This is a genomic window from Desulfobulbus sp. (assembly GCF_031547805.1).
Taxonomy (GTDB): Bacteria; Desulfobacterota; Desulfobulbia; order Desulfobulbales; family Desulfobulbaceae; genus Desulfobulbus.
Window position 1 is genome coordinate 1 of record NZ_JAVBRQ010000025.1, and the last position, 20,106, is coordinate 20,106.

The window sequence follows — 20,106 nt, forward strand, 5'->3', positions numbered from 1 at the left end:
GCTGAATCATGGCGGCTCTCCATCGGGTCAGAAGGTGACAAGGCTCTTTAAAACGATGGAAACAATAACATAATATCGATAAATCAACAATTTAATTGTTTAATTCGCCGCAGATTACTGCATCTAATTTTCAAGATACCCTTATGTCGGCACAGGCAACGTAATCGGCATAGGCTCTACTTTGAGGACCTACTAATAGTGGGTGATTACTATGAAAATTGCCAATCGTCTGTCCAACAAATTCGAAGAGCACACAGAACTGATAAAAGCACTGTGTGATTGCTTCGACAGCGGCAACGAGATTGTCGCTGTTTCAATTGCCACGGCAATTCGGGTTCTCGTTCATGACACTGGGAGTAGCACTTCACTACTCACTCATCTTGAAAGAAAGAAAGGCCAGTTTCTGAACACGAACTTTAGAAACCCAAGGGAATCAGTCCATTTGGGGCTAGTCCGCCGGATTAATGTTGGGGTCAACGATGGCCAAGGAGGCGAGGCCAAGTACTGGCCACTATGCGACGAACGATACTTTTCCACTCCCAAGGAGCACTTCACATTCGTACCGTTCGATGATTGGTGGGGCTACCGCGTATTCGAAAATCAGAAGTTCTATTTGACGAGAAAGGACCTCGTACTGGCCATTGTTAACAAGGATGGAGGTGCTCATTTTGATAAGGAAGTCGAAGATAACTATGACACTTTCCGAAAATCGTGGTCGGGCGGATCTAGTCTTGTCGGTCGACAGTCTGAAGAGGTGCGAGGGTATGACAACATTCCGATCTATCCGGCCGTCAGACAAATGGGGTATGAATTGTTGCACTCAAAACTATGACGAATTGGCTGCTGATTATTCCATCGGATTACCTTTGTGGATCTTTCGTTTCCCGATTGACAGGGAACGCCAGGCAATGAAAACGGTTCAGGGGCGAACCGACGACCAGGGTCAATAGAGGATCTTGTCGAGGACGGACGGGCGGGGGGGCAGCACCGGGTTGATGGGATCCTCATCGGTGCTGTCTTTGAATTTGAGCCCGAGCAGGCGCAAATTGTTGTCGTCTAAATAGATCTTGTCTTCATAGGCGCCGATGATCGCCTGATTGCGCGGCGCCACCAGGCGGACGGAAAGATACATCACCCGGTTGGCCAGGGTATAGGTGCCGACCACCACGGCCTGGGCCCGTTGGGTGCCGGCCATCTCCTGCAGGTTGCGGGTCAGCATGAACTCGCCCTCGTTCTTTTTCACCAGCAGGTCGCGGCGGAGCTTGATCTCCTTGACCGAATAGGCCCGTTTGGCAAAGCCGGCGGCAATGCTGTTCTGGAAGGTGCGGCCGAAACTCGAGGTGTCGTTGAGGTCGTCGTTGTTGACCAGGGTGGTGACCAGGATCGGCTGTTCGGGCTGGTTGGGCATAAGGGGCGGGACCGGCTGGCTGGCAAGGGTTGCCGCCACCTCGTCGCCCAGGGCGGCAAGATCGATGTCGCCGCCGAGCAGCGGCTCCAGGCGGGTGCCGTTGAACTGGCTGCATCCCGCCAGCGCGAAAAACGCCGCCAGCACCAGGCCGGGCAAGCAAACGAATCGGCGGCGGCGGATCATAGCGGGGCCTTCCTGGCGGGTCGGGAAGAGGGCGAGGCGCTGTTGCCGGTCAACTGGATTTCCTTGGCCGGGGTGGACGGCCGGAAGTGCCAAAGATTGGAGTTGTTGAGGTAATAGATATCCGAGGAGCGCATAAGATAGCGCTTTTTGTCGATAATCGAGGTGGTAATGATCACCTCGTAATGGCCGCCCGACCCGCCGTTGTTGCGATAGACTTCGGCGGCGGTGGCGGCGGTTATCAATTCCCAGGGGGCGTCTTCGAGCACCACGATGCCGGCGGCCAGGGCGATCAACATGCCGGGCTTGGGCCAGTTCCAGGTGCCGAATCCCGACGAATGATACACGGTCTGCACCTTGTATTCGAGGGTCAGGCTGGCGCGTTCCGGCGACGCCGCGGTGGGAATGCCGAAGTGGACCAGTTGGGTGGTCAGCAGGTCGTTGAACCCCTCGTCAAAGGCAAAGGTGCCCTCGCCGCCGCATTTACCCGGCGCACCGCAGGCATGGCGCACATAGATCGTGGAGTTGAGATGCTGCTGTTGTATCAGCTCCTTGCTGACCCGGTCGGCAACGTGGTTGGCCAGCACGTTCCACTGATCCACCGAATCGATCTCCTCCTGGCCGGCAAAAAAAGCCCCCGGCCCGCGCGTGCATCCTCCGGCCGCGCAGCCGACCGCCACCAGGAACAGGACCATCATCCATCCGCTTCGCATCGTTTCTCCCGAAAAAATGAACCGCTTACCCTTCGACTTTCTTCTTTTCGGACGCATCCCGCCGGAACAATAGAAAAATGAACGTGTAGGCCTGACCAGGTCCCAGCCGTTCGGATGCAATGCCCGCCGTTGAGGTCAGCGCCGGTTGATATTGCAGGACTGGACATGCTCCACCGCCACGGCTAGCATCCGGAAAAAGGCCTCGGGCGCCGGGTCGTCCGGGCACTGTTGCCAGCGCTGCTCGAAACGGGTGAACAGGTGGGCCAGCACCTGGGTGGCCTGATCGTCCGCAAGCGAACCCAGCGCATCCCAGAGGTCGCCGGTTTGCATCTCAGTCTTGTCGCTCATTTTTTTCATCCTGCTGTCCAGGGGCGGCGGTTCCCGGTTCTTCGTCAAGGACATAGCCCAGCCCGCAACAGGCGGGGCATTCCTCGCGGGTGATGAAAAATCGGCTCTCGCCTTGGAAATAGCCGATTTCGCCGATGCCGCCGCAGGTGTTGCAGACTTTCTTGGCCTCTTGGCTCATGGTCGCGCGCTCACATCAGCCCGGCCGCCTGCTTGGCGGCCTGCAGGGTGTTTTGCATCAGCATGGTGATGGTCATCGGTCCGACCCCGCCGGGCACCGGGGTGATGGCACCGGCCTTGTCGAGCACGTCGTCGAAATCGACATCGCCGGCCAGCACCGCCTTGCCGGTTGCGCTTTGGCCCACCCGGTTGACCCCGACATCGATGACCACCGCGCCCTGCTTGATCTGGTCCGCCTTGATCATTTTGGCAACGCCGGCGGCCACGATCAGGATGTCGGCCCGACGGGTATGCGCGGCCATGTCGCGGGTGCGGGTGTGGCAGATGGTCACGGTGGCGTTGCCGCCCGGCCGTTTTTGCAGCATCAGGTTGGCGATCGGCTTGCCCACGATGTTGGACCGTCCGACCACCACCACCTCGGCGCCCGAGGTTTCGACCCCGGTGCGCTGGAGCAGTTCGAGGATGCCGTTCGGGGTGCAGGGCAGGAAGCAGCGTTGGCCGAGCATCATCTTGCCGGCGTTGACCGGATGGAATCCGTCGACATCCTTGGCCGGATCGATGGCAAACAGCACCTTGGGCTCGTCGATGTGCCGAGGCAGGGGCAGTTGCACCAAAATGCCGTGGATGGCCGGGTTGCGATTGCATTGCTCGACCAGGCGCAGCAATTCCTCCTCACTGGTCGTGGCCGGCAGGGTTATTTGTTCGGAATGGATGCCAAGGGCGTGGGCGGTCTTGTTCTTGGCCGCCACATAGGATTGCGAGGCCGGATCCTCGCCGACCAGAATGGTGGCCAGGCCGGGGGTCAGGCCGTGGCGCTTTTTGATCGCGGCCACCTCGGCCGCGATTTCCTGGCGAATGGTCTTGGCAACGGCGGCGCCGTTGATGATGGTTGCTGGCATGGGGCTGCGTGTACTGGAAGAGGAACGGAAAAAAGCTTGAATGTCAGAAAGAGTCAGCCTAGCACACACCGACTGTTTTTTTCAAGCTGAGACTGAGGCCCTGCCAGGCCCCGCCGATATTTCCCCACCGTGCCGCCAGCCCGGCGGCCGCGTTTTTACTTGATGATGAAGCGCTGGCCGGCCGTGTTGATATAATTGATCATTTTCTCCACGTCTTCCGTGGGCGCGCCCTTGGTGATCAGGGTGATGGGCCGGGCGATTTCCGGGATTTCCGGCCCGTTGACCAGATAATCGACCTGGGAAACGGTGCCCAGGCCAATGGCACCGGCGTTTCTGATGACCCGGCTCTTGATGTCCTCGGCGGTCGTCCCGACCATGGCCTCCTTGGTGAACGCGGCGTTGCCCATGATCTGCTTTTGAAACACCGACATCGTGCCGGGAATCCGGTTGCCCACAACCACCACGATCGGCTTATCGGGCCCGCCGACCTGCGACCAGTTGGTGATCGCGCCGCTGAAAATCGCCACCAGTTGCTCCTTGGACAGCGACTTCACCGGCACATCGAGGTTGGTCAGCACCTTGATCCTGTCCTGGCCAATGACCCAATTGCGATATACGGACGGATCGGCAACAACATAGCCGTCCTTCTTCATCATTTCCATCCAATCGGCAAAGGCAAGGCCGCCGACCGCGCAGTGCAGCTTGCCGGCATCGAGATCCTTCAGGGCCTGGACCGGACCGCTGTCGATGATGTTCAACTTGATGTTTAGGGTTCTATTCAGGGAAAATTCGATTTTTTTGAAGATGTTTTCCGCAGCGGCCGCGCCGGTGCCGATGGTCACTTCGCTCGCCCGAGCAGGGGCGATGACGAGTCCCAAAAAACAGATCGTTGCGAGCAGAACATTCGGAAAACAGCGAGGGATAGAGGTCATCATCGGGCATTCTCCAGGGTTCGGGTCAATGGTAGAACTGGTTGCCACTTAAATTCAGCCGATTTCATCCCGGACGGTATTCTGCTGAAACTATTTGAGATTCCCCCTTTCTGCGTTCGTCGGAAGACCAGCAGAAGCGTTCGCGCAATGACAACCCCAGCCGCATTGACAACGCGGGGCAATTGTCATCTCGAACGCCGTGAGAGATCTCGTTTACTCAACCGGCTTCCGCAGTAAAGAACAGCGCCGATTGCCAGCGAACGATCCTGGCTGAAGTCCAATGGGAATCAGAATGATATAAGCATGGTGAATTATACGACAAAAAGGAAATATGCAAAATATTTGTTGTGCCGAAAAAACAGAGAGCATCCCCTTACTGGGATGAATCGCCGGACTGAGACGGGGAATACAACAAAAACGCCCCGGCAAACAGGCGGACAATCGTCTGTTTGCCGGGGCGCAAAAGGAACGAAAAAAGGAACAAAAACAGATCAGAGTTTGCTGAGGATGCCCTGGGTTTCGGCGATTTCCTCGGCAGTGACGCCCTGGCGCAAGGTCTCCATCCGCTGCATGGTTTCGGCAAAGCGGATGCCCTCGGCGGCGCTGATCCATTCCAGCTGCAACCGTTCGGGCCGCAGGCCGATCTTCTCCATCTTCTTGCGGATGCGATCGACCCGTTTCTGGGTCCAGTGGTTGGCGTCGATATAGTGGCAGTCGCCAATGTGGCAGCCGCTGACCAGAATCACCGGCGCGCCCTGGCGGAACCCTTCCCAGATGAACTTCTCGTCCACCCGGCCCGAGCACATCACCCGGATGAGGTGGACATTGGCCGGGTACTGCAGACGGGAAACGCCGGCGTAATCGGCCCCGGCATAGGAGCACCAGTTGCAGGCGAACGCCAAAATCTTCGACTCCGGCGCGGTCTGGAGCATGGAATCGACCTGGCCCAGGATCTGGGTATCGGTGAAATGATTCATGCTGATGGCGTCGAAGTGGCATTCGGCCGAGCAGGTACCGCAGCCGGCGCACGCCGCCGAGTTGACCACCGCCGGCTTCTTGGCCTTGACGTCCACCGAAATCGCGTTGTAAGGGCAGACTTCGGCACACTTGCCGCAGGCCTTGCACTTGTCGACGATGATGGTCGAGGTGATCGGCTCGGTGGTGATCTCACCTTTGTGCATCAGGCGGATGGCGCGCATGGCCGCAGCCGAGGCCTGGGTCACCGATTCCTTGATGTCCTTGGGCCCCTCGGCGCAACCGGCGAAGAAGATGCCACGGGTGGCGGCATCCACCGGCTGGAGCTTGGGGTGGGCTTCCAGGTAGAAGCCGTCCGAGGTCAGCTGCAAGCCCATGATTTCCTGCAACCGCTGGGTGGCCGGCGCCGGTTTCATGCCTTGGGCCAGGACCAGCATGTCGAGTTCGTGGAATTCGAGCCTGCCGGTGGCACCGTTTTCGACCGCCACCCGCAAACTGCCGCGCTCGGTCTCCTCGACCGAGCCGGGCAAGCCCCGGATGTACTGGGCGCCCAGGCGGCGGCTGCGGGTGTATAGGTCCTCGAACCCTTTGCCGAAGGCCCGGATATCGATATAGAACACCTTGACCTCGACATCGGGATAATGCTCCTTGATGATCAAGGTCGACTTGACGGTGTTCATGCAGCAGATATTGGAGCAGTAATGGCCGCCCTTGGTGGCCGAGCGCGAACCCACGCACTGGATGAAACCCACCGATTTCGGGTGGTTGCGGTCCGAAGGCCGGATCAGCCCTCCCTTGGTCGGGCCGCCGGCATTGACCAGGCGCTCGAACTCCAGGCTGGTGAGCACGTTGGCAAAGCGGGTGTAGCCGTACTCGTCCATCTCGGTCGGATCGTAGGGCACCAGGCCGGTGGCGACGATGAGCGTGCCGACCTCCTCGATGATCTCCTCGTCCGACATGTGGAAATTGATGCACCCCTTGGCGCAAACCTCCACGCATTTCGAGCAGACCGCCGGATTGTGCCCCAGGCATTCCTTGGCATTGATCAGGTACGACGAAGGCACCGCCTGGGCAAAGGGACTGTAGATCGCCTTGCGCGAGCCCAGGCCCATGTTGAATTCATCGGGCCGCACCACCGGGCAGACCTTGGCGCAGTCACCGCAGGCCGTGCAGCTCGTCTCGTCGACATAGCGGGCCTTCTTGATGATTTTCACTTTGAAGTTGCCGACATATCCCTTCACATCGACCACTTCGCTTAAGCACAACAACTTTATCCGTGGATGTCGACCGACATCCGTCATCTTAGGACCTAAGATTCAAATCGAACAGTCCATGGTGGGAAACGTCTTGTCGAGCTGGGCCATGACGCCGCCGATGGAAGGTCCCTTCTCCACCAGGGTGACCTCGTAGCCGCTGTCGGCCAGATCGAGCGCCGCCTGGATGCCGGCCACCCCGCCGCCGATGATCAGGGTCTTGGGGGTGAGCGGCAGGGTGTCCTCGTGCAGGGGTTCGAGATGGCGCACTCGGGAGACGGCCATGTCGACCAGGGTTTCCGCCTTGGCGGTGGCCCCCTCGCGGTCGTTCATGTGCACCCAGGAGCACTGCTCGCGCAGGTTGGCCATGTCGAGCAGATAGGGGTTGACCCCCACCGAATCGAGCATCTTCCTGAAGGTCGCTTCGTGCAGGCGCGGCGAGCAGGAGGCGATCACCACCCGGTTCAGGTCGTTGTCGAGGATATCCTGCTTGATCTGCTGCTGCCCCGGCTCGGAACAGGCGTAGACGATATCCTTCGACACCACCACGTCCGCGGCGTCGGCCGCTTCGGCGGCCACCTTGGCGCAATCGACGGACTGGGCGATATTGAGCCCGCAATGGCAGACATACACCCCGATGCGGGGTTCCTGCTCGGCGGGTTTGACAGGGGGATTTTTGGACATACTCATTCTCCGATAAAGCGAATGTCGTTCAAGATGTTCGGTGTTTTTGACAGTGATTTTCCGGAAAAATCCGGGCTCATCCTTCCCAGTGGATGGTCTGGGCGATGACGCTGGTCAGATCCATCAGTTCGATCTGCAGCTGCTCCCGCCGGAACGGGTCTTCCATGGCGCACTTGAGGTGCACCTGGCACTTGGGACAGGCGGTCACCAGCAGGTCGCTGCCGGTGGCATGGGCCTGCTCCAGCCGCTTGACCTGCAGGGCCTTGCTGTAGCTGTCGCAGCCGGTCCAAGCGCAGTTGCCGCAGCAGATCGAGGCCCCGGCCGATTCCTTCATCTCCTCGAACTTGACCGGCTTGAGCCGCTTGAGCAGTTTCCGCGGCAAATCGGTCCGCCCTTCCAAGCGCCCCAGGCGGCAGGAATCCTGAAAGGTGATGGAACGGTTGAGCGGCTTGAAGCCGACCGCGTTCTTGTCGATCTGCTCCTCGAGGAAATCGTAGAGATGGACCACGCGGAAACGGGGCGCCAGGCCCTGCTCGCCATAGGTGGTGTGCAGGGTCATGTAGCATTCGGGACAGGTGGTGATCACGGTTTCGATCCCCAGATCGTTCAACTGCTCGACGTTGAGGCGGGCGATCCTGAGGAAATTTTCCCGGTCGCCGGACCACAGCAGGTCGTGGCCGCAGCAGCGCTCGTCGGTCAGCACCCTGGGCGCCACATCGAAGAAATTGAGCAGGCGCAGGCTGTCGAGCAGAATCCGGTTGGTCTGGCTGTCGTTGTTCTTGCCGAAAAAGATGTCGTAATACGGGGCGCAGCCGCCAAAAAACACGGTGGTGCTCTGCGGGTCGACGCGGATTTCCTCCGGCAGCCCGCCCCAGCGCCTCGGGGTGACGGCGCCAAAACTCATGGAGCGCATCAGCGAATGGAAGAAGCCGCCGTGCACCTCCTGGCCGGGCAGGTCGGTCTGGCGGTACAGATGGCGCAATTCCTTGATAAAGGCCGGGAAATTGACCGCCGAAGGACAGCGGTCGTAGCACAGGCCGCAGGTCAGGCAGGACCAGACGTTTTCCCGGACGCCGGGGGCGTGGATGCCGCCGGTGATCACCGCCGCGGCAATGGCCCTGGGCGAGAACGGCTTGCCGATCAGGGCCAGGGGGCAGGCGGAGGAACATTTGCCGCAATCCTGGCAGGCATGGATATCGTAGGTGGCGACCAACTGCCGCAGGGAACGCTTGTGCTCGTCCATGGCCGGGGGCGGCGGGGGCGGTCCGGCCGCGATCCCGGCCGGGCCGAGGGCCTTGATCTCGACGGTGAATTCCTGGAGAAAGGCGAGCAGCTCCCCGGATTGTTCGGGGAAAAAGCCGGCAAAACGCAATCGCTCGCCGCCCAGGCCCATCAGGTCGAGGATCTGGCGCACGTCCTGGGTATTGCGGGTAGAGGTGGCGGTACCGGAGCCGTAGCGGCAGGTGCCGGGCTCGCAGCCGACCAGGGCCACGCCATCGGCGCCCTTGGCAAAGGCCTTGAGGATCATGGCCCGGTCGATGCGTCCGGTGCAGGGGGTCCGCACCATCCGGATTTCGTCCGGAATCGGCTGGCGCTGGTCCTGCAGGGTCAGGAAGGCGGCATGCGCCCCCCAGTTGCACAGAAACAAGAGAATATTCAACGGACTGTTGGTGGCGTGATCATTCATGGACGCTGTCCTTGCAGAGCAATTCCTCAAGGGCCTGTTCCAGGAAGGCCCGGTTGCGGTAGGGGCTGTCGGCGGCGCCGGTGGGGCAGACCGAGAGGCAGTTGCCGCAGCCCTTGCACAGGGCCTCGTCGACATACGCATGCCAGCCGCCGACCTGGTTGGTCTGGAGAGTCACCGCATGATACTGGCAGATCCTGACGCAACGGCCGCAACCCCGGCAGGTGGCCGGGTCGATGGTGGCGGTGACGCCCTTTGATTGCCGCGGGCCGCGCGGCATGGCCGAGGCCACCATTACCGCCGCCGCCGTCCCTTTTTTCAGTTTGGAGACATTGATGCCCGGCGGCTCGGCCAGGAAGAGGCCGGGCACCGAGGTGGCGCAAGGGTAGGCAAAGGGTACGTTGACCACCCCGCGCTGCTGTACCAGCGGTTCGACCGTGGAGCTGGGCAGACCCTCCTGGTGGGTGTAGGCGATCCGGCGCCGGGCCTTTTCTCCGAGGATGACCGTGCCGGCCCGCAACGTCTGGCCGTGGCCGCCGGATTCGATCAGGATCTGGAAATCGCCCAGGGTGCCGCTGATCCCGATCACGTTCCATTCGGGGAAGTTATGGATGTTGGGATGCTCGATCAGGTCCTTGAGCGGCTGCTCGACCGTGCCGAACCGGAACACCTCGTGGTTGCTGTCGGCCAGGGTCAGGGCGCTGGTGATGGTGGCCTGGGAATTGCCGATCACCGCTGCGGCGAAGTTATAGTTACGGTCCACCGCCAGCAGTTGCTTCAAGGTCGTGGTCCGCTTGATCGAGCGGCCGAGCAGCCCCTTGAATCGCTCCAGGGCCAACCCCGGCTTGGATTCGACCAGCCGCAGGACCTCGCCCCGCAGGTTGCAGGTCTCGACCATGGACCGGCTGATGCCGGTGCCGTGGAACAGGCTGTTTTTCAGGCGGCTGCGCTGGTCGGTGCAGGCGCTGCACACGAAATTGAGCGGGCAGCAGACGCAGGAACCGAGCACGATCCGGGTGATGCCCTTCTCGCGCACCGCCCGAATGATCGATTGGGTGCCTTCCGGCACGCAGGCTGCGGTCAGTACCTCGGTATGCACGATGCCGGCGTCGATCTCTGCCAAATGCGCCAGGTGCTCGTCCATGCCGTCCAGCCAGCCGAACGAGTCGTTGCAACGGCAGACAAAAACGCCGATCCGCACCTCCGGCGACAGGCCGGAGTCGGGAATGGAAAGCGACAAGCCGTGCCCTTTGGTGGTTTTGGCCGCGCCGCCCAACAGCAGCATGGCCCGGGCGGCGGCATCGAAACCGCGCACGATCATGTCGATCACATCCGGCCGGGCCGCCTTGGGGCCGTAGGCGCGGATAATGTCGTCGCCCTTGATGTTGGGGGCGATGTTGGGATCGGCGACAATCACCGCGCCGCACTGTTCGACAATCTCCTCCCGCGCCTGGCCGTGGTCGATGGCCTTGAGCGCGCCGCAGGCAGCCACGCATTGCAGGCATTCGGAACACACCCCGCATTGCAGGCAGCGGCTGGTCTCGGCCGCCAATTGGATGGCATTGAAGCCCAGCGCCACCTCCTTGAAATCGCTCTTGCGCAGGTTTGCCTGGCGCTCCGGCATGGCCGTCCGCTGGCGCTTGGGCAGATCGTCGGGTATGCAGCAGAAGTCCTTGGCTTCCGGCCGGGTCTTCGCACCCTGCTCCTCGATGCCGGTGAGGTCGAAATGGATGGCGCGGGCGGCCTGGCGGCCGGAGGCCATGGCCCTGACCACCGAGGAGGGACCGGAAACCGTATCGCCGGCCGCGTATACCCCGGGCCTCGAGGTCCGGGTCCGGTCGTCGGTGGCGATGAAGCCGCGCTCGGTCACCGCGATCGTGCCGCCAAAGCTGCTGCCATCAAATCCGCCCACCTGACCGACGGCGACAAAGGCCAGGTCGAAGGCCAGGGGAAAGGGCTGCTCGCCGGCCACGATCTCGGGCCAGGCAATGCCGCGGGCATCTGGCCGGCCCGGCTTGGTGGGCATGCATTCCAGGTGGGTGAAGCTGCCGTTTTGTCCTCGGAAGGCCACCACCTGGGTGGAAGCGACGATGGCGACGCCCTCCTCCACCGCCTCGCGCACCTCGTCGGGATCGGCCGGGATGTGGTCGGCGCCGAACCAGGAGATAATGCTCACCTTGGCGCCCATCCGGGCCAGGGTGCGGGCCAGGTCAAAGGCCGAGTTGCCGTCGCCGACCACCGCCACCCGCTTGTTCAGGCGGGTCAGGTTGTCCCACTGGCGCCGGGCGAGAAAGGCCAGGCAGCCCTCGACCCCTTCCAGGTCCTCGCCCTCGACCCCGAGCCTCCGGTCGTGCCAGGTGCCGGTACCGATGACCACGCCCTGGTATTCGCGGCCGAGCCGGTCGAGATCGCGGGCGAGATCGATGGCCTGGCCGGTGGCGAAGACCACGCCCATCTGCTCGATCAGCCGAATCTCCCGGTCAAGGATGCTCCGGGGCAGGCGATGGGCGCCGATGCCGTAGCGCAGCAGCCCGCCCACTTCCTTTTCCTTTTCGAACACCGTGACGCCGTAGCCCTTGCGCGCCAGGTCGGCGGCGGCGGCGATCCCGGCCGGACCGGAACCGACCACCGCGATCTTTTCCGGCCGGGCCGGCTCCCCCCTGCCCTGCTCGATCGGGCCGGCCGCTTCTTTCCGGCTCAGCTCAGCGCCTTCGTAGTCGGCGAGAAACCGCTTGATCGAACGAATGGCAACCGGATCGTCCACCCCGCCCCGCCGGCAGGCATCCTCGCAGGGATGGGTGCAGATGCGGCCGCAGATGCCGGGCAGGACATTGTCGCGGCGAATCAGCTCCAGGGCCTCCTCGTATTTGCCCTGGGAGGCCAGGGCGATGTAGCCCTGAGCATTGACCCCCAGGGGGCAGTTTTCCTGGCAGAGCGGCTGTTTGCGTTTGTCGATGTAGGGCCGCCCCGGCAGGCTGGTGCGGGCGTGGTAGCGCAGGGCGCGGCCCTGGTCCGGATGTTCCACCGGGCAGGCGGCCACGCACTTGCCGCACAGCGAGCAGCGGTCGGGATCGATGAAGGTCTGCTCCTGGTCGATGCGGACGCTGAACCCCTGGGCGGTGTGCTTGATCGAGCTGATTCTGGCCGGCAACAGGGCGCGGATCGAGCTGTTGCGGACGATCCGGATCAGGCCGGGCCGGTGAGCGTGGCTGAAGGTCAACCCCGAGGGCAGGCGGTATTCGTCGGCCGCCAGCTTGCGGTCGAGATCGGGATCGCTGTCGACCAGGGTGACCGGAATGCCGAGTTCGCCCAGTTTGTTGGTGGCGGCGATGCCCTCCGGCGTGGCGCCGGCAACGATCACCCGGTAGAGTCGTTCTTTTTGTCGTTTCATTGCAGCACGGCTCCTGTCTGGCCGGCGGCCCGTTTTTCCCGTCCCTTGAGGGTGGACAGACCGTAGTCGAATCCCTTGTTGAACGCCTCGACGTTACGTTCCTCGGTCCCCTTGGGCACCGACCGGACAATGGTCACCTGGGCGGCCTCGCTCGACACCGCCTGGGTAATGGCGGTGCAGAAGCCGAGCATGATGATATTGGCCATCATCTTGTTGCCCAGATTTTCGGCCATTCGGGTGGAGGGAATGGCGTAGTGGTCGCAGACCGCGTTTTCCGGGTTAACCAGGTCCTGGTCGACCAGCAGGATCGAATCCGGGGCTAGGGCCGGGGCGAACTTGTCGTAGCCGGCCTGGGACATGGCCACCAGGATCTTGGGAGTGTTGACATAGGGATAGTGGATGGGACGATCGGAGATGATCACCTGGGCGTTGCAGGCCCCGCCCCTGGATTCCGGACCGTAGGCCTGGACCAGGGTGGACTCCTTCTTGTCGCCGAGCGAGGCCGACATGCCGAGGATGCGGCCGGCCAGGATGATCCCCTGGCCGCCGAAACCGGTGATGATGATCTCGATCTGGCTTGTTCGCGTTTTTGTGCTCATGATGTCGTTGCTGCCGGGTGAAGGATAAACGATCAATCGTCGCTGCAGGGACGGGTGATTTCGCTGTAGCGGTCGTCGCAGGTCGAGCGGTCGACGTCGACGAACTTGCCGATGACCACGCCCTTGCCGAAATCGATATCCGCCTTGACCGGATCGGCCCCGTTCTTGATGATGGTCCGGTCCTGATAGAGTTTGAGGGTGTCGATCGGCTTTTCCTTGTTGCGGCGGCCGTAGTTGACCGGGCACGGCGACAGGACCTCGATGAACGAAAACCCCTTGCGCATGATGGCCTCGTTGATGGCCGTGGTCAGGTCGCGGGTGTGGAGAATAGTCCAGCGGGCCACGTACGAGGCGCCGGCGGCGTAGGCCAAGAGCGGCAGGTTGAAGGGCGCGTCCGGATTGCCCAAGGGGGTGGTGGTGGATTTTGCCATGTTGGGCGTGGTCGCCGCTACCTGGCCGCCGGTCATGCCGTAGGTCAGGTTGTTGACGCAGATCACCACCAGATCCATGTTACGCCGGGCCGCATGGATGAAATGGTTGCCGCCGATGGCGAACAGGTCGCCGTCGCCGGAAAAGACGATCACCTTCAGGTCGGGCCGCGCCATCTTGATGCCGCTGGCAAAGGGAATGGCCCGACCGTGGGTGGTGTGGAAGGAGTCGAGCTTGATGTAGCCGGCGCCACGGGCCGAACAGCCGATGCCGGAAACCATGGTGAAGCGGTTGTACGGCAGGCCCGTGGCCTTGATGGCGCTCAGGCAGGACGAAAAGGCGGTGCCGATGCCGCAGCCCGGACACCAGATGTGGGGGATGCGGTCGGTACGGATCAGGTCGTCCAGCGGGTGTTCGGGTTGCTTGGCCAGTTTTTTCGGATTGGCGGTCATGGGCGTTCAAACTCCTTCTGGATGCATTCCAGGACCTTGTCCGGATGGATGATCTTGCCGCCGGCATGGCCGACGAGATGGGCCGCGGCCCGGCCGCCGGCGCAGCGTTCGACCTCGTAGTGCACCTGGCCGAGGTTGATTTCCACGGTGACAAAACCCTTGACGCGGTCGGCGATTTCCCGGATCAGGGCCTCCGGGAACGGCCAGACCGTGACCAGCCGCAGCAGGCCGGCCTTGTAGCCCATGGCCCGCGCCCGGTCGACCGCGGCCAGGCCGGTGCGCACCGAGATACCGTAGGAGACGATCACTATGTCGGCATCGTCCATGCGGTAGGACTCGGTTTCGACGATGTCGGCGAGGTTGTCGCGGATCTTGTTCTTGATCCGGGCGAGCATCTGTTCCTGGGCCTCGACGGTCATGGCGGGATAGCCGCGCTCGTCGTGGGTGAGGCCGGTGACATGGATGTTGTAGCCGTCGCCGATGGCCGGCATGGGCGCCACCCCGTTGGGACCGGGTTCGTAGAGCCTGAATCGGTCCTTGCGGCCGGTGGGTTTGGGCCGGTTGGCCAGCTTGATCTTGCCGGCGTCGGGGATCACCACCTTCTCGCTCATGTGGCCGACGATCTCGTCGGCCATGATCAGCACCGGCACCCGGTACTTTTCGCTCAGGTTGAAGGCGCGGATAGTCTGGTAGAAACAATCCTGCGGCGAGGAGGGTGCCAGGGCGATCAATTCGTAGTCGCCGTGCGATCCCCAACGGGCCTGCATCATGTCGGCCTGGCCGGTCATGGTGGGCAGGCCGGTGGAAGGGCCGGTCCGCTGCACGTTGACAATGACGCACGGGGTCTCGGTGCAGACCGCCAAGCCGAGGTTTTCCATCATCAGGCTGAAGCCCGGTCCCGAGGTGGCGGTCATGGTCTTGGCCCCGGTCCAGGCGGCGCCGATGATCGAGGCGATGGCCGCGATCTCGTCCTCCATCTGGATGAAGGTACCGCCGACATCGGGCAGCCGCTCGGCCATGTGCTCGGCGATCTCGGTGGCCGGCGTGATCGGGTAGGCGCCGAAAAAGGTGCACCCTGCGGCAATGGCGCCCTCGGCGCAGGCAACGTCGCCGGTGATGTAGTGTTCACCGGTCAAAACAGCGGATTTCATAACGCGGCTCTTGGGGAAACGAAGAATTATTTCAATGAAGCGGCAACTTGAACTTCCACCGAGTAGATGGCGAATTCGGGGCAGATGATTTCGCAGTAATGACAGTTGACGCATTCGCTGGGCCGGGTCACCACCGGGGGGTGGTACCCCTTGCGATTGAAGCGGTCGGAGAATTGCAGGATATCCTTGGGGCAGAATTCGATGCAGTAGCCGCAGCCCTTGCACCGGTCGTCGATGATGTGGACGTCGCCCCGGGTGACCTGGATCTCCTGGGCGTCGAGGGGGACTCGCCAAAATGCCATGTTGCCCGCCTTGTGGGAAAGAAATTGCAAGCGCAGGAGAAAGGTCCGGCGGTGCCGGCACAAGCGGCCAGCGCCCAGGATCTCCCGCCGACAATGAACGCTTCAAATAAACTGATAAACAAGCAAAAGTCAAGTTGCAATCACGGGCAACCCGCAAAACCAAGAGACACCGGTGCAGTTTTTCCACCCCCGTCTCTCTTTTTCACCCCAATCGCTCACCGCAGAAGCCGCCGCGTCCTGTCGGCAGGTTCGAGCGTCATCCGGTCGTGATGAAATCAAAGTCAATGGAGGCGAGTGGCAGCCAAACCGGGCCGAAGCACCGGGATGCATCGACCCGCCCGCAGCCGATCCCTTTTCCTGGTCTGTCGCTCCTCCATTATTCGCCCGTTCTTCCCGCTTGACAGAGTGCGGACTGCTTTTTATACTGACACGAAAATAAAATTCATCGTGTCTATGAATGACCTGTCAGGTCAAGGGAGAAACCGCCATGCTCTTTCCCATTTCCGGTGTTACCGTCGATCCCTGGATTCCGCCGCTGGTGGCCTTTGTTATCTCCTTCTTCACCTCCATGGGCGGCATTTCCGGGGCCTTCCTCCTCCTGCCCTTCCAGATGTCGGTGCTCGGCTACACCCATCCCTCGGTCAGCTCGACCAACCAGTTGTACAACATCGTTGCCATTCCCTCCGGGGTATATCGCTACTGCAAGGAAGGCCGGATGGTCTGGCCGCTGACCTGGGCGGTGGTTCTGGGCACCTTGCCCGGGGTGTTGATCGGCGCCTTCGTCCGGGTGACCGGCCTGCGCGACCCCCGCAATTTCAAGCTGTTTGCCGCGGCGGTCATTTTTTACATTGCCGGCAAAATGGTCAAGGATCTGCTCAAACGCCAGGCCGCCGCCGCCAACAGCGCGGCCAAGAGCGGGCCGGTGGATGCCACGGTCACGATTACCCAGCGCGATTTCAAGCGGATCGGCTACACCTTCCAAGGGATGCAGTACGATGTTTCGGTGATGGGGATCATGATCCTGTGTTTCATCGTCGGGATCATCGGCGGGATCTACGGGATCGGAGGCGGCGCGATCATCGCCCCCTTCCTGGTCACCTTTTTCGGCCTGCCGGTCTATACCGTGGCCGGGGCGGCCCTGATGGGCACCTTTGTCACCTCGGTGGCCGGGGTGGCCTTCTATACCGCCATCTCCCCGCTCTATCCGCAGATGTCGGTGGCTCCGGACTGGCTGCTGGGCGTTCTCTTCGGCCTGGGCGGCATGGCCGGGATGTACCTGGGCGCCCGCTGCCAGAAATTCGTGCCGGCCAAGGCGATCAAGTGGATGCTGGTGGTCATCATGTTCGGCACGGCCAGCAAGTACGTGCTCGAATTCTTCAAGTAAGCGGACAGACGAAAACAAAAAAGCCTGCCAGGAGTCCTCTCCTGGCAGGCCGGCGGCACTGTTTTTTCAATTGCCGCCCCCCTTCAGCCGCCACGAGCGGAGCCGCTCGTCCTCCCCTGCCCGTCCATCTTGCCGCCGGTCACGGTTCGGCAAACAAGGTCCCCACCGTTGCCGGGATGGAGCCCTTGGGCGTCAAGTTGCGATTTTTGTCCACACTGTACACCCCGAACCATTGCTCGGGGTCGTCCGGATCCTGCCGTAGCGCCTCCTCGGGCCCCTTGGCACTCTTCCACCACTCGTCCTGCAGTTCGAAAAAGACCAGGCCGCTGTATTTCTCCCGGCCCTTGGCGGTGCGGATATCCTTCCAGACCGATTTGTAGGTGGCCGGCACCTCCTCGATCTTATGGCCGCCGAATCCGGGAATCCAGGGCTTGGGCGCAATCGGAGAGGTCGACAGCCCGACCTGGGTCACCAGGATCGGCTGCTTCATTTCGGCTGCCAGCTGTTCGAGATAGCCCTGATAGGCGGTTCCGGTGACCGAACCCGGCGGCGAGGTCCGCACCCCGTTGGCATAGGTATAGATATTGAGACAGATCAGATCGCCCATGTCCGGCACCAGCACGCTTTCCCGGCTGACCTCGATGTCCGGCCGGTCGCTGATCGGGCCGACATGGGTCCAGCTGGTATGGCAATAGAGATGGCGCCGGCCGTAGCGGGTGAGTTCGTAGTCCATGGCCTCGTCGACCAATTTGGCTAGGGCCACCTCGGTGGGGGTTCGGTTGGTGACCGTGAGGTGCTTGCCCCGGTAATCGCGGACCTCGGGATGGCGGGCGTCGGTGGAGGTGATACACTTGGCCTGCAGTTCGTCGCCGATGGAAAAGAGGACCAGCCGGTCCGGGCGGCCGACCTTGTAGGTATGATCGATCACTTCCTTGATATCGTTCAAAGTCTTGGCCTGAAAGGCGGGCGCCAGGAAATCGTCCTCATAGGCCCAGACCCAAACGTCCTGGCTGTAGACCAGGTCGGTCTTGTCCAGGGCCTCGAAAAACTTGGGTGGCATCAGGCGCGGGAACACGTGGATATAGTTGGCGTTCATGTCCTTGATCAGGCGCAAATGGTTCTGGTAGCGGTTGTCGTTGCCGGGCTGCATCCCGCGCACCGGCGTTTCGCCGGGAAGAAAGGGCGAATAGCCCATACCCCGGAAAAACACGGGTCGCTGCGGCGCGCGCAGATCGACGAGCGAGGTGCCCCGGACGACAAAGCGTTCGGGTTGGGGCGTGGCCGGATTCAAGGCCATGGTTTTTTCCGCGGGCGCGGCGTCGGCAAGGGTTGCCAGGACAATCGTCGTCAGTACGGTCAACGGCAGGAACAGGAGCTTGGCAATCATGGGCACGGGAAACGGTTCAAGGACAGGGATGGCTTGTGCCTGCCCGGCAGGGCGGCAGAGCCGGCTTCGTTATCCGACAAGGTTTGCACCATATCCCAGTCGCACGACAAGATAAAGCAATAGCTGCGGCAATCGCCCGGCGTCGGCGGCGGCATCCATTCCCGCCCCGGTCCACAGGCCGGCGCAGAATGCCGCTTTTCCCTTCTCCTTGCTTGGCGTTTTACGGTTTGAGACTTATAGTCATGCTGTGCCGTTCCCGTGCCATTGTTGCTCGCCATGGCGGGCAATCCACATCCATCATCACCCATGAGGAGGAAGCAATGCCTGATTTCGGTCAACCCTTCAGCGGCTTGAAACACGATCGCCTGTTAACCCATGAAGAACTGGTGCGCTCCATCCGCTTCATGGTCGCCGCTGAATATGAAGCCATTCAGCTGTATCAGCAACTTGCGGAATCGACCGACAATGTCCTGGCGCAGAACGTGCTGCTGGACATTGCCAACGAGGAGAAGGTGCATGCCGGCGAATTTCTCCGCCTGCTCAAGGAACTCGATCCGGCCGAGGAAGGCTTCTATCAACAAGGCGCCCAAGAGGTCGAAACGGAATTTCTCGGTGGTACCGGCGAAACCGCCGCATCGCCGGCAGGGGCGACCTCCTCTTCCGTTGGCCAGGGGCTGGGAATCGGCAGCTTGAAAAAATAGTTATCTGAGACCAAAGGAGATCGATATGGATATACTGCGAAGGGAACTGGCACCCATCAGCCAGCAAGGATGGAGCGAAATCGACGCCATGGCCAGGGAAACCCTGGTCGCCAATCTGTCCGGCCGCAAATTCATTGATGTCGACGGCCCGTACGGCATCGGCCATTCCTGTGTCACCCTGGGGCGCCTGTCGGTGCCGAAGGAACAGAAAGGCGGGCGGGTCAAATACGGCATTCACCAAGTGCTGCCGCTGATCGAGGCCCGGGTCAATTTCAAGCTGGAGACCTGGGAGTTGGACAACATCGGCCGTGGTGCCAAGGACGTCCAACTGGATGCCCTGGTGGCGGCCTGCCGGGAAATCGCCCTGTTCGAGGAAAAAACGCTCTTTGACTGCTTCAAGCCGGGCAATATCGACGGCTTGCATGCCACGGTGAAGAACAGGACGCTGCCCCTGAAGCTGGACATGGATATGATCGTCGATACCGTGGCCGAGGGACAGACCATGATGCTGAAGGACGGAGTCGAAGGCCCTGCCAACCTGGTGGTATCGGCGCCGCTGTGGAAATTCCTGGCACGGAGCGCACCCGGCGGTACCCTGCGTTCCACGCTCGAGAGCCAGATCGGCGGCCAGGTGGTGTATTCGGAATGCGTCCGGGACGCCCTGCTGGTCTCGGCCCGGGGCGGCGACCTCGAGTTGACCGTGGGCCAGGATTTCGCCATCGGCTATCACAGCCATACGGTCAGCGATATCGACTTGTTCGTGACCGAATCGTTCACATTCCGGGTCATCGCGCCTGAAGCCCTGGTGGGGTTCTCCTTGAACGCCTGACCGGGACCGCGCGAGCGGCCTTTCTTTCCAAGCCCCGAACCGCCAAACCTTGCCGCGGTTTCGGGGCTTTTTTTTTCTGATTACCCCCATTGATGTCCGGTTAAGGGCTTGCATTTGCAATTTCCGGATTTGCAGCTGGCCGTATTGGGTCGGTGTCCCCCCATGCTGCTCGGGATTCATTGAGGATTTGAGTGCGTAACTGGCGGACTCGTCGAATCGAGACCACCT

The 20,106-nt window shown here is 61.6% G+C and carries 18 protein-coding genes; 4 read left to right on the forward strand and 14 right to left on the reverse strand.

Features of this window, described 5'->3' with window-relative positions:
* Window positions 1-211 precede the first annotated feature (211 nt).
* The gene (locus tag RMR13_RS08900) at window positions 212-832 is read left to right on the forward strand and encodes a hypothetical protein (protein ID WP_310600290.1); all 621 of its coding nucleotides are present in this window, start codon (window positions 212-214) and stop codon (window positions 830-832) included.
* Between the two features lie 111 nt (window positions 833-943).
* On the opposite strand, the gene RMR13_RS08905 is transcribed toward RMR13_RS08900, so the two are convergent.
* From RMR13_RS08905 to RMR13_RS08965, 13 genes are all read right to left on the reverse strand, one after another.
* On the reverse strand, window positions 944-1,591 hold the full coding sequence (locus RMR13_RS08905; RefSeq protein ID WP_310600291.1) for a FlgO family outer membrane protein: 648 nt from the start codon (window positions 1,589-1,591) through the stop codon (window positions 944-946).
* Complete coding sequence (locus RMR13_RS08910) at window positions 1,588-2,301, reverse strand: hypothetical protein (RefSeq protein WP_310600292.1); 714 nt, start codon at window positions 2,299-2,301, stop codon at window positions 1,588-1,590. The genes RMR13_RS08905 and RMR13_RS08910 overlap by 4 nt, the downstream gene beginning before the upstream one ends.
* Window positions 2,302-2,436: 135 nt before the next feature.
* Entirely contained in the window at window positions 2,437-2,649 is a 213-nt protein-coding gene (locus RMR13_RS08915) for a hypothetical protein (RefSeq protein ID WP_310600293.1), read from the reverse strand.
* Window positions 2,633-2,827 carry a hypothetical protein gene (locus RMR13_RS08920; protein WP_310600294.1) on the reverse strand — a complete coding sequence of 65 codons (195 nt, stop codon included), beginning with the start codon at window positions 2,825-2,827 and terminating at the stop codon, window positions 2,633-2,635. Before RMR13_RS08920 ends, RMR13_RS08915 begins: the two co-directional genes overlap by 17 nt.
* 10 nt (window positions 2,828-2,837) lie before the next feature.
* Window positions 2,838-3,725, reverse strand: a complete 888-nt coding sequence (locus RMR13_RS08925; RefSeq protein WP_310600295.1) for a tetrahydrofolate dehydrogenase/cyclohydrolase catalytic domain-containing protein — start codon at window positions 3,723-3,725, stop codon at window positions 2,838-2,840.
* Window positions 3,726-3,880: 155 nt separating this feature from the next.
* Window positions 3,881-4,603: a substrate-binding domain-containing protein gene (locus RMR13_RS08930; protein ID WP_310600296.1), complete on the reverse strand. Its 723-nt coding sequence runs from the start codon at window positions 4,601-4,603 to the stop codon at window positions 3,881-3,883.
* Between the two features lie 545 nt (window positions 4,604-5,148).
* Window positions 5,149-7,569 (reverse strand): CoB-CoM heterodisulfide reductase HdrA2, encoded by a 2,421-nt coding sequence (hdrA2, locus tag RMR13_RS08935; RefSeq protein ID WP_310600297.1) that lies wholly within the window; start codon window positions 7,567-7,569, stop codon window positions 5,149-5,151.
* 76 nt (window positions 7,570-7,645) lie between these two features.
* Window positions 7,646-9,256 (reverse strand): hydrogenase iron-sulfur subunit, encoded by a 1,611-nt coding sequence (locus RMR13_RS08940; protein WP_310600298.1) that lies wholly within the window; start codon window positions 9,254-9,256, stop codon window positions 7,646-7,648.
* Complete coding sequence (locus tag RMR13_RS08945) at window positions 9,249-12,644, reverse strand: FAD-dependent oxidoreductase (RefSeq protein WP_310600299.1); 3,396 nt, start codon at window positions 12,642-12,644, stop codon at window positions 9,249-9,251. Before RMR13_RS08945 ends, RMR13_RS08940 begins: the two co-directional genes overlap by 8 nt.
* A complete protein-coding gene (locus RMR13_RS08950; RefSeq protein WP_310600300.1) occupies window positions 12,641-13,243 on the reverse strand; it encodes a 2-oxoacid:acceptor oxidoreductase family protein in 603 nt (200 codons plus the stop codon). Before RMR13_RS08950 ends, RMR13_RS08945 begins: the two co-directional genes overlap by 4 nt.
* A gap of 32 nt (window positions 13,244-13,275) precedes the next feature.
* Window positions 13,276-14,124, reverse strand: a complete 849-nt coding sequence (locus RMR13_RS08955) for a 2-oxoacid:ferredoxin oxidoreductase subunit beta (protein WP_310600301.1) — start codon at window positions 14,122-14,124, stop codon at window positions 13,276-13,278.
* Window positions 14,121-15,275: a 2-oxoacid:acceptor oxidoreductase subunit alpha gene (locus tag RMR13_RS08960; RefSeq protein WP_310600302.1), complete on the reverse strand. Its 1,155-nt coding sequence runs from the start codon at window positions 15,273-15,275 to the stop codon at window positions 14,121-14,123. Before RMR13_RS08960 ends, RMR13_RS08955 begins: the two co-directional genes overlap by 4 nt.
* Before the next feature lie 26 nt (window positions 15,276-15,301).
* Window positions 15,302-15,577, reverse strand: a complete 276-nt coding sequence (locus RMR13_RS08965; RefSeq protein ID WP_310600303.1) for a ferredoxin family protein — start codon at window positions 15,575-15,577, stop codon at window positions 15,302-15,304.
* Window positions 15,578-16,064: 487 nt separating this feature from the next.
* Between RMR13_RS08965 and RMR13_RS08970 the strand changes: the two genes are divergently transcribed.
* Window positions 16,065-16,961 (forward strand): sulfite exporter TauE/SafE family protein, encoded by an 897-nt coding sequence (locus RMR13_RS08970; RefSeq protein ID WP_409070280.1) that lies wholly within the window; start codon window positions 16,065-16,067, stop codon window positions 16,959-16,961.
* A gap of 139 nt (window positions 16,962-17,100) precedes the next feature.
* Here RMR13_RS08970 and RMR13_RS08975 read toward each other — a convergent pair whose 3' ends face one another.
* Window positions 17,101-18,348 (reverse strand): hypothetical protein, encoded by a 1,248-nt coding sequence (locus RMR13_RS08975; protein ID WP_310600305.1) that lies wholly within the window; start codon window positions 18,346-18,348, stop codon window positions 17,101-17,103.
* A gap of 320 nt (window positions 18,349-18,668) precedes the next feature.
* Between RMR13_RS08975 and RMR13_RS08980 the strand changes: the two genes are divergently transcribed.
* The gene (locus tag RMR13_RS08980; protein ID WP_310600306.1) at window positions 18,669-19,049 is read left to right on the forward strand and encodes a ferritin family protein; all 381 of its coding nucleotides are present in this window, start codon (window positions 18,669-18,671) and stop codon (window positions 19,047-19,049) included.
* A gap of 25 nt (window positions 19,050-19,074) precedes the next feature.
* Complete coding sequence (locus RMR13_RS08985) at window positions 19,075-19,878, forward strand: family 1 encapsulin nanocompartment shell protein (RefSeq protein WP_310600307.1); 804 nt, start codon at window positions 19,075-19,077, stop codon at window positions 19,876-19,878.
* The last annotated feature ends 228 nt before the right edge of the window (window positions 19,879-20,106 follow it).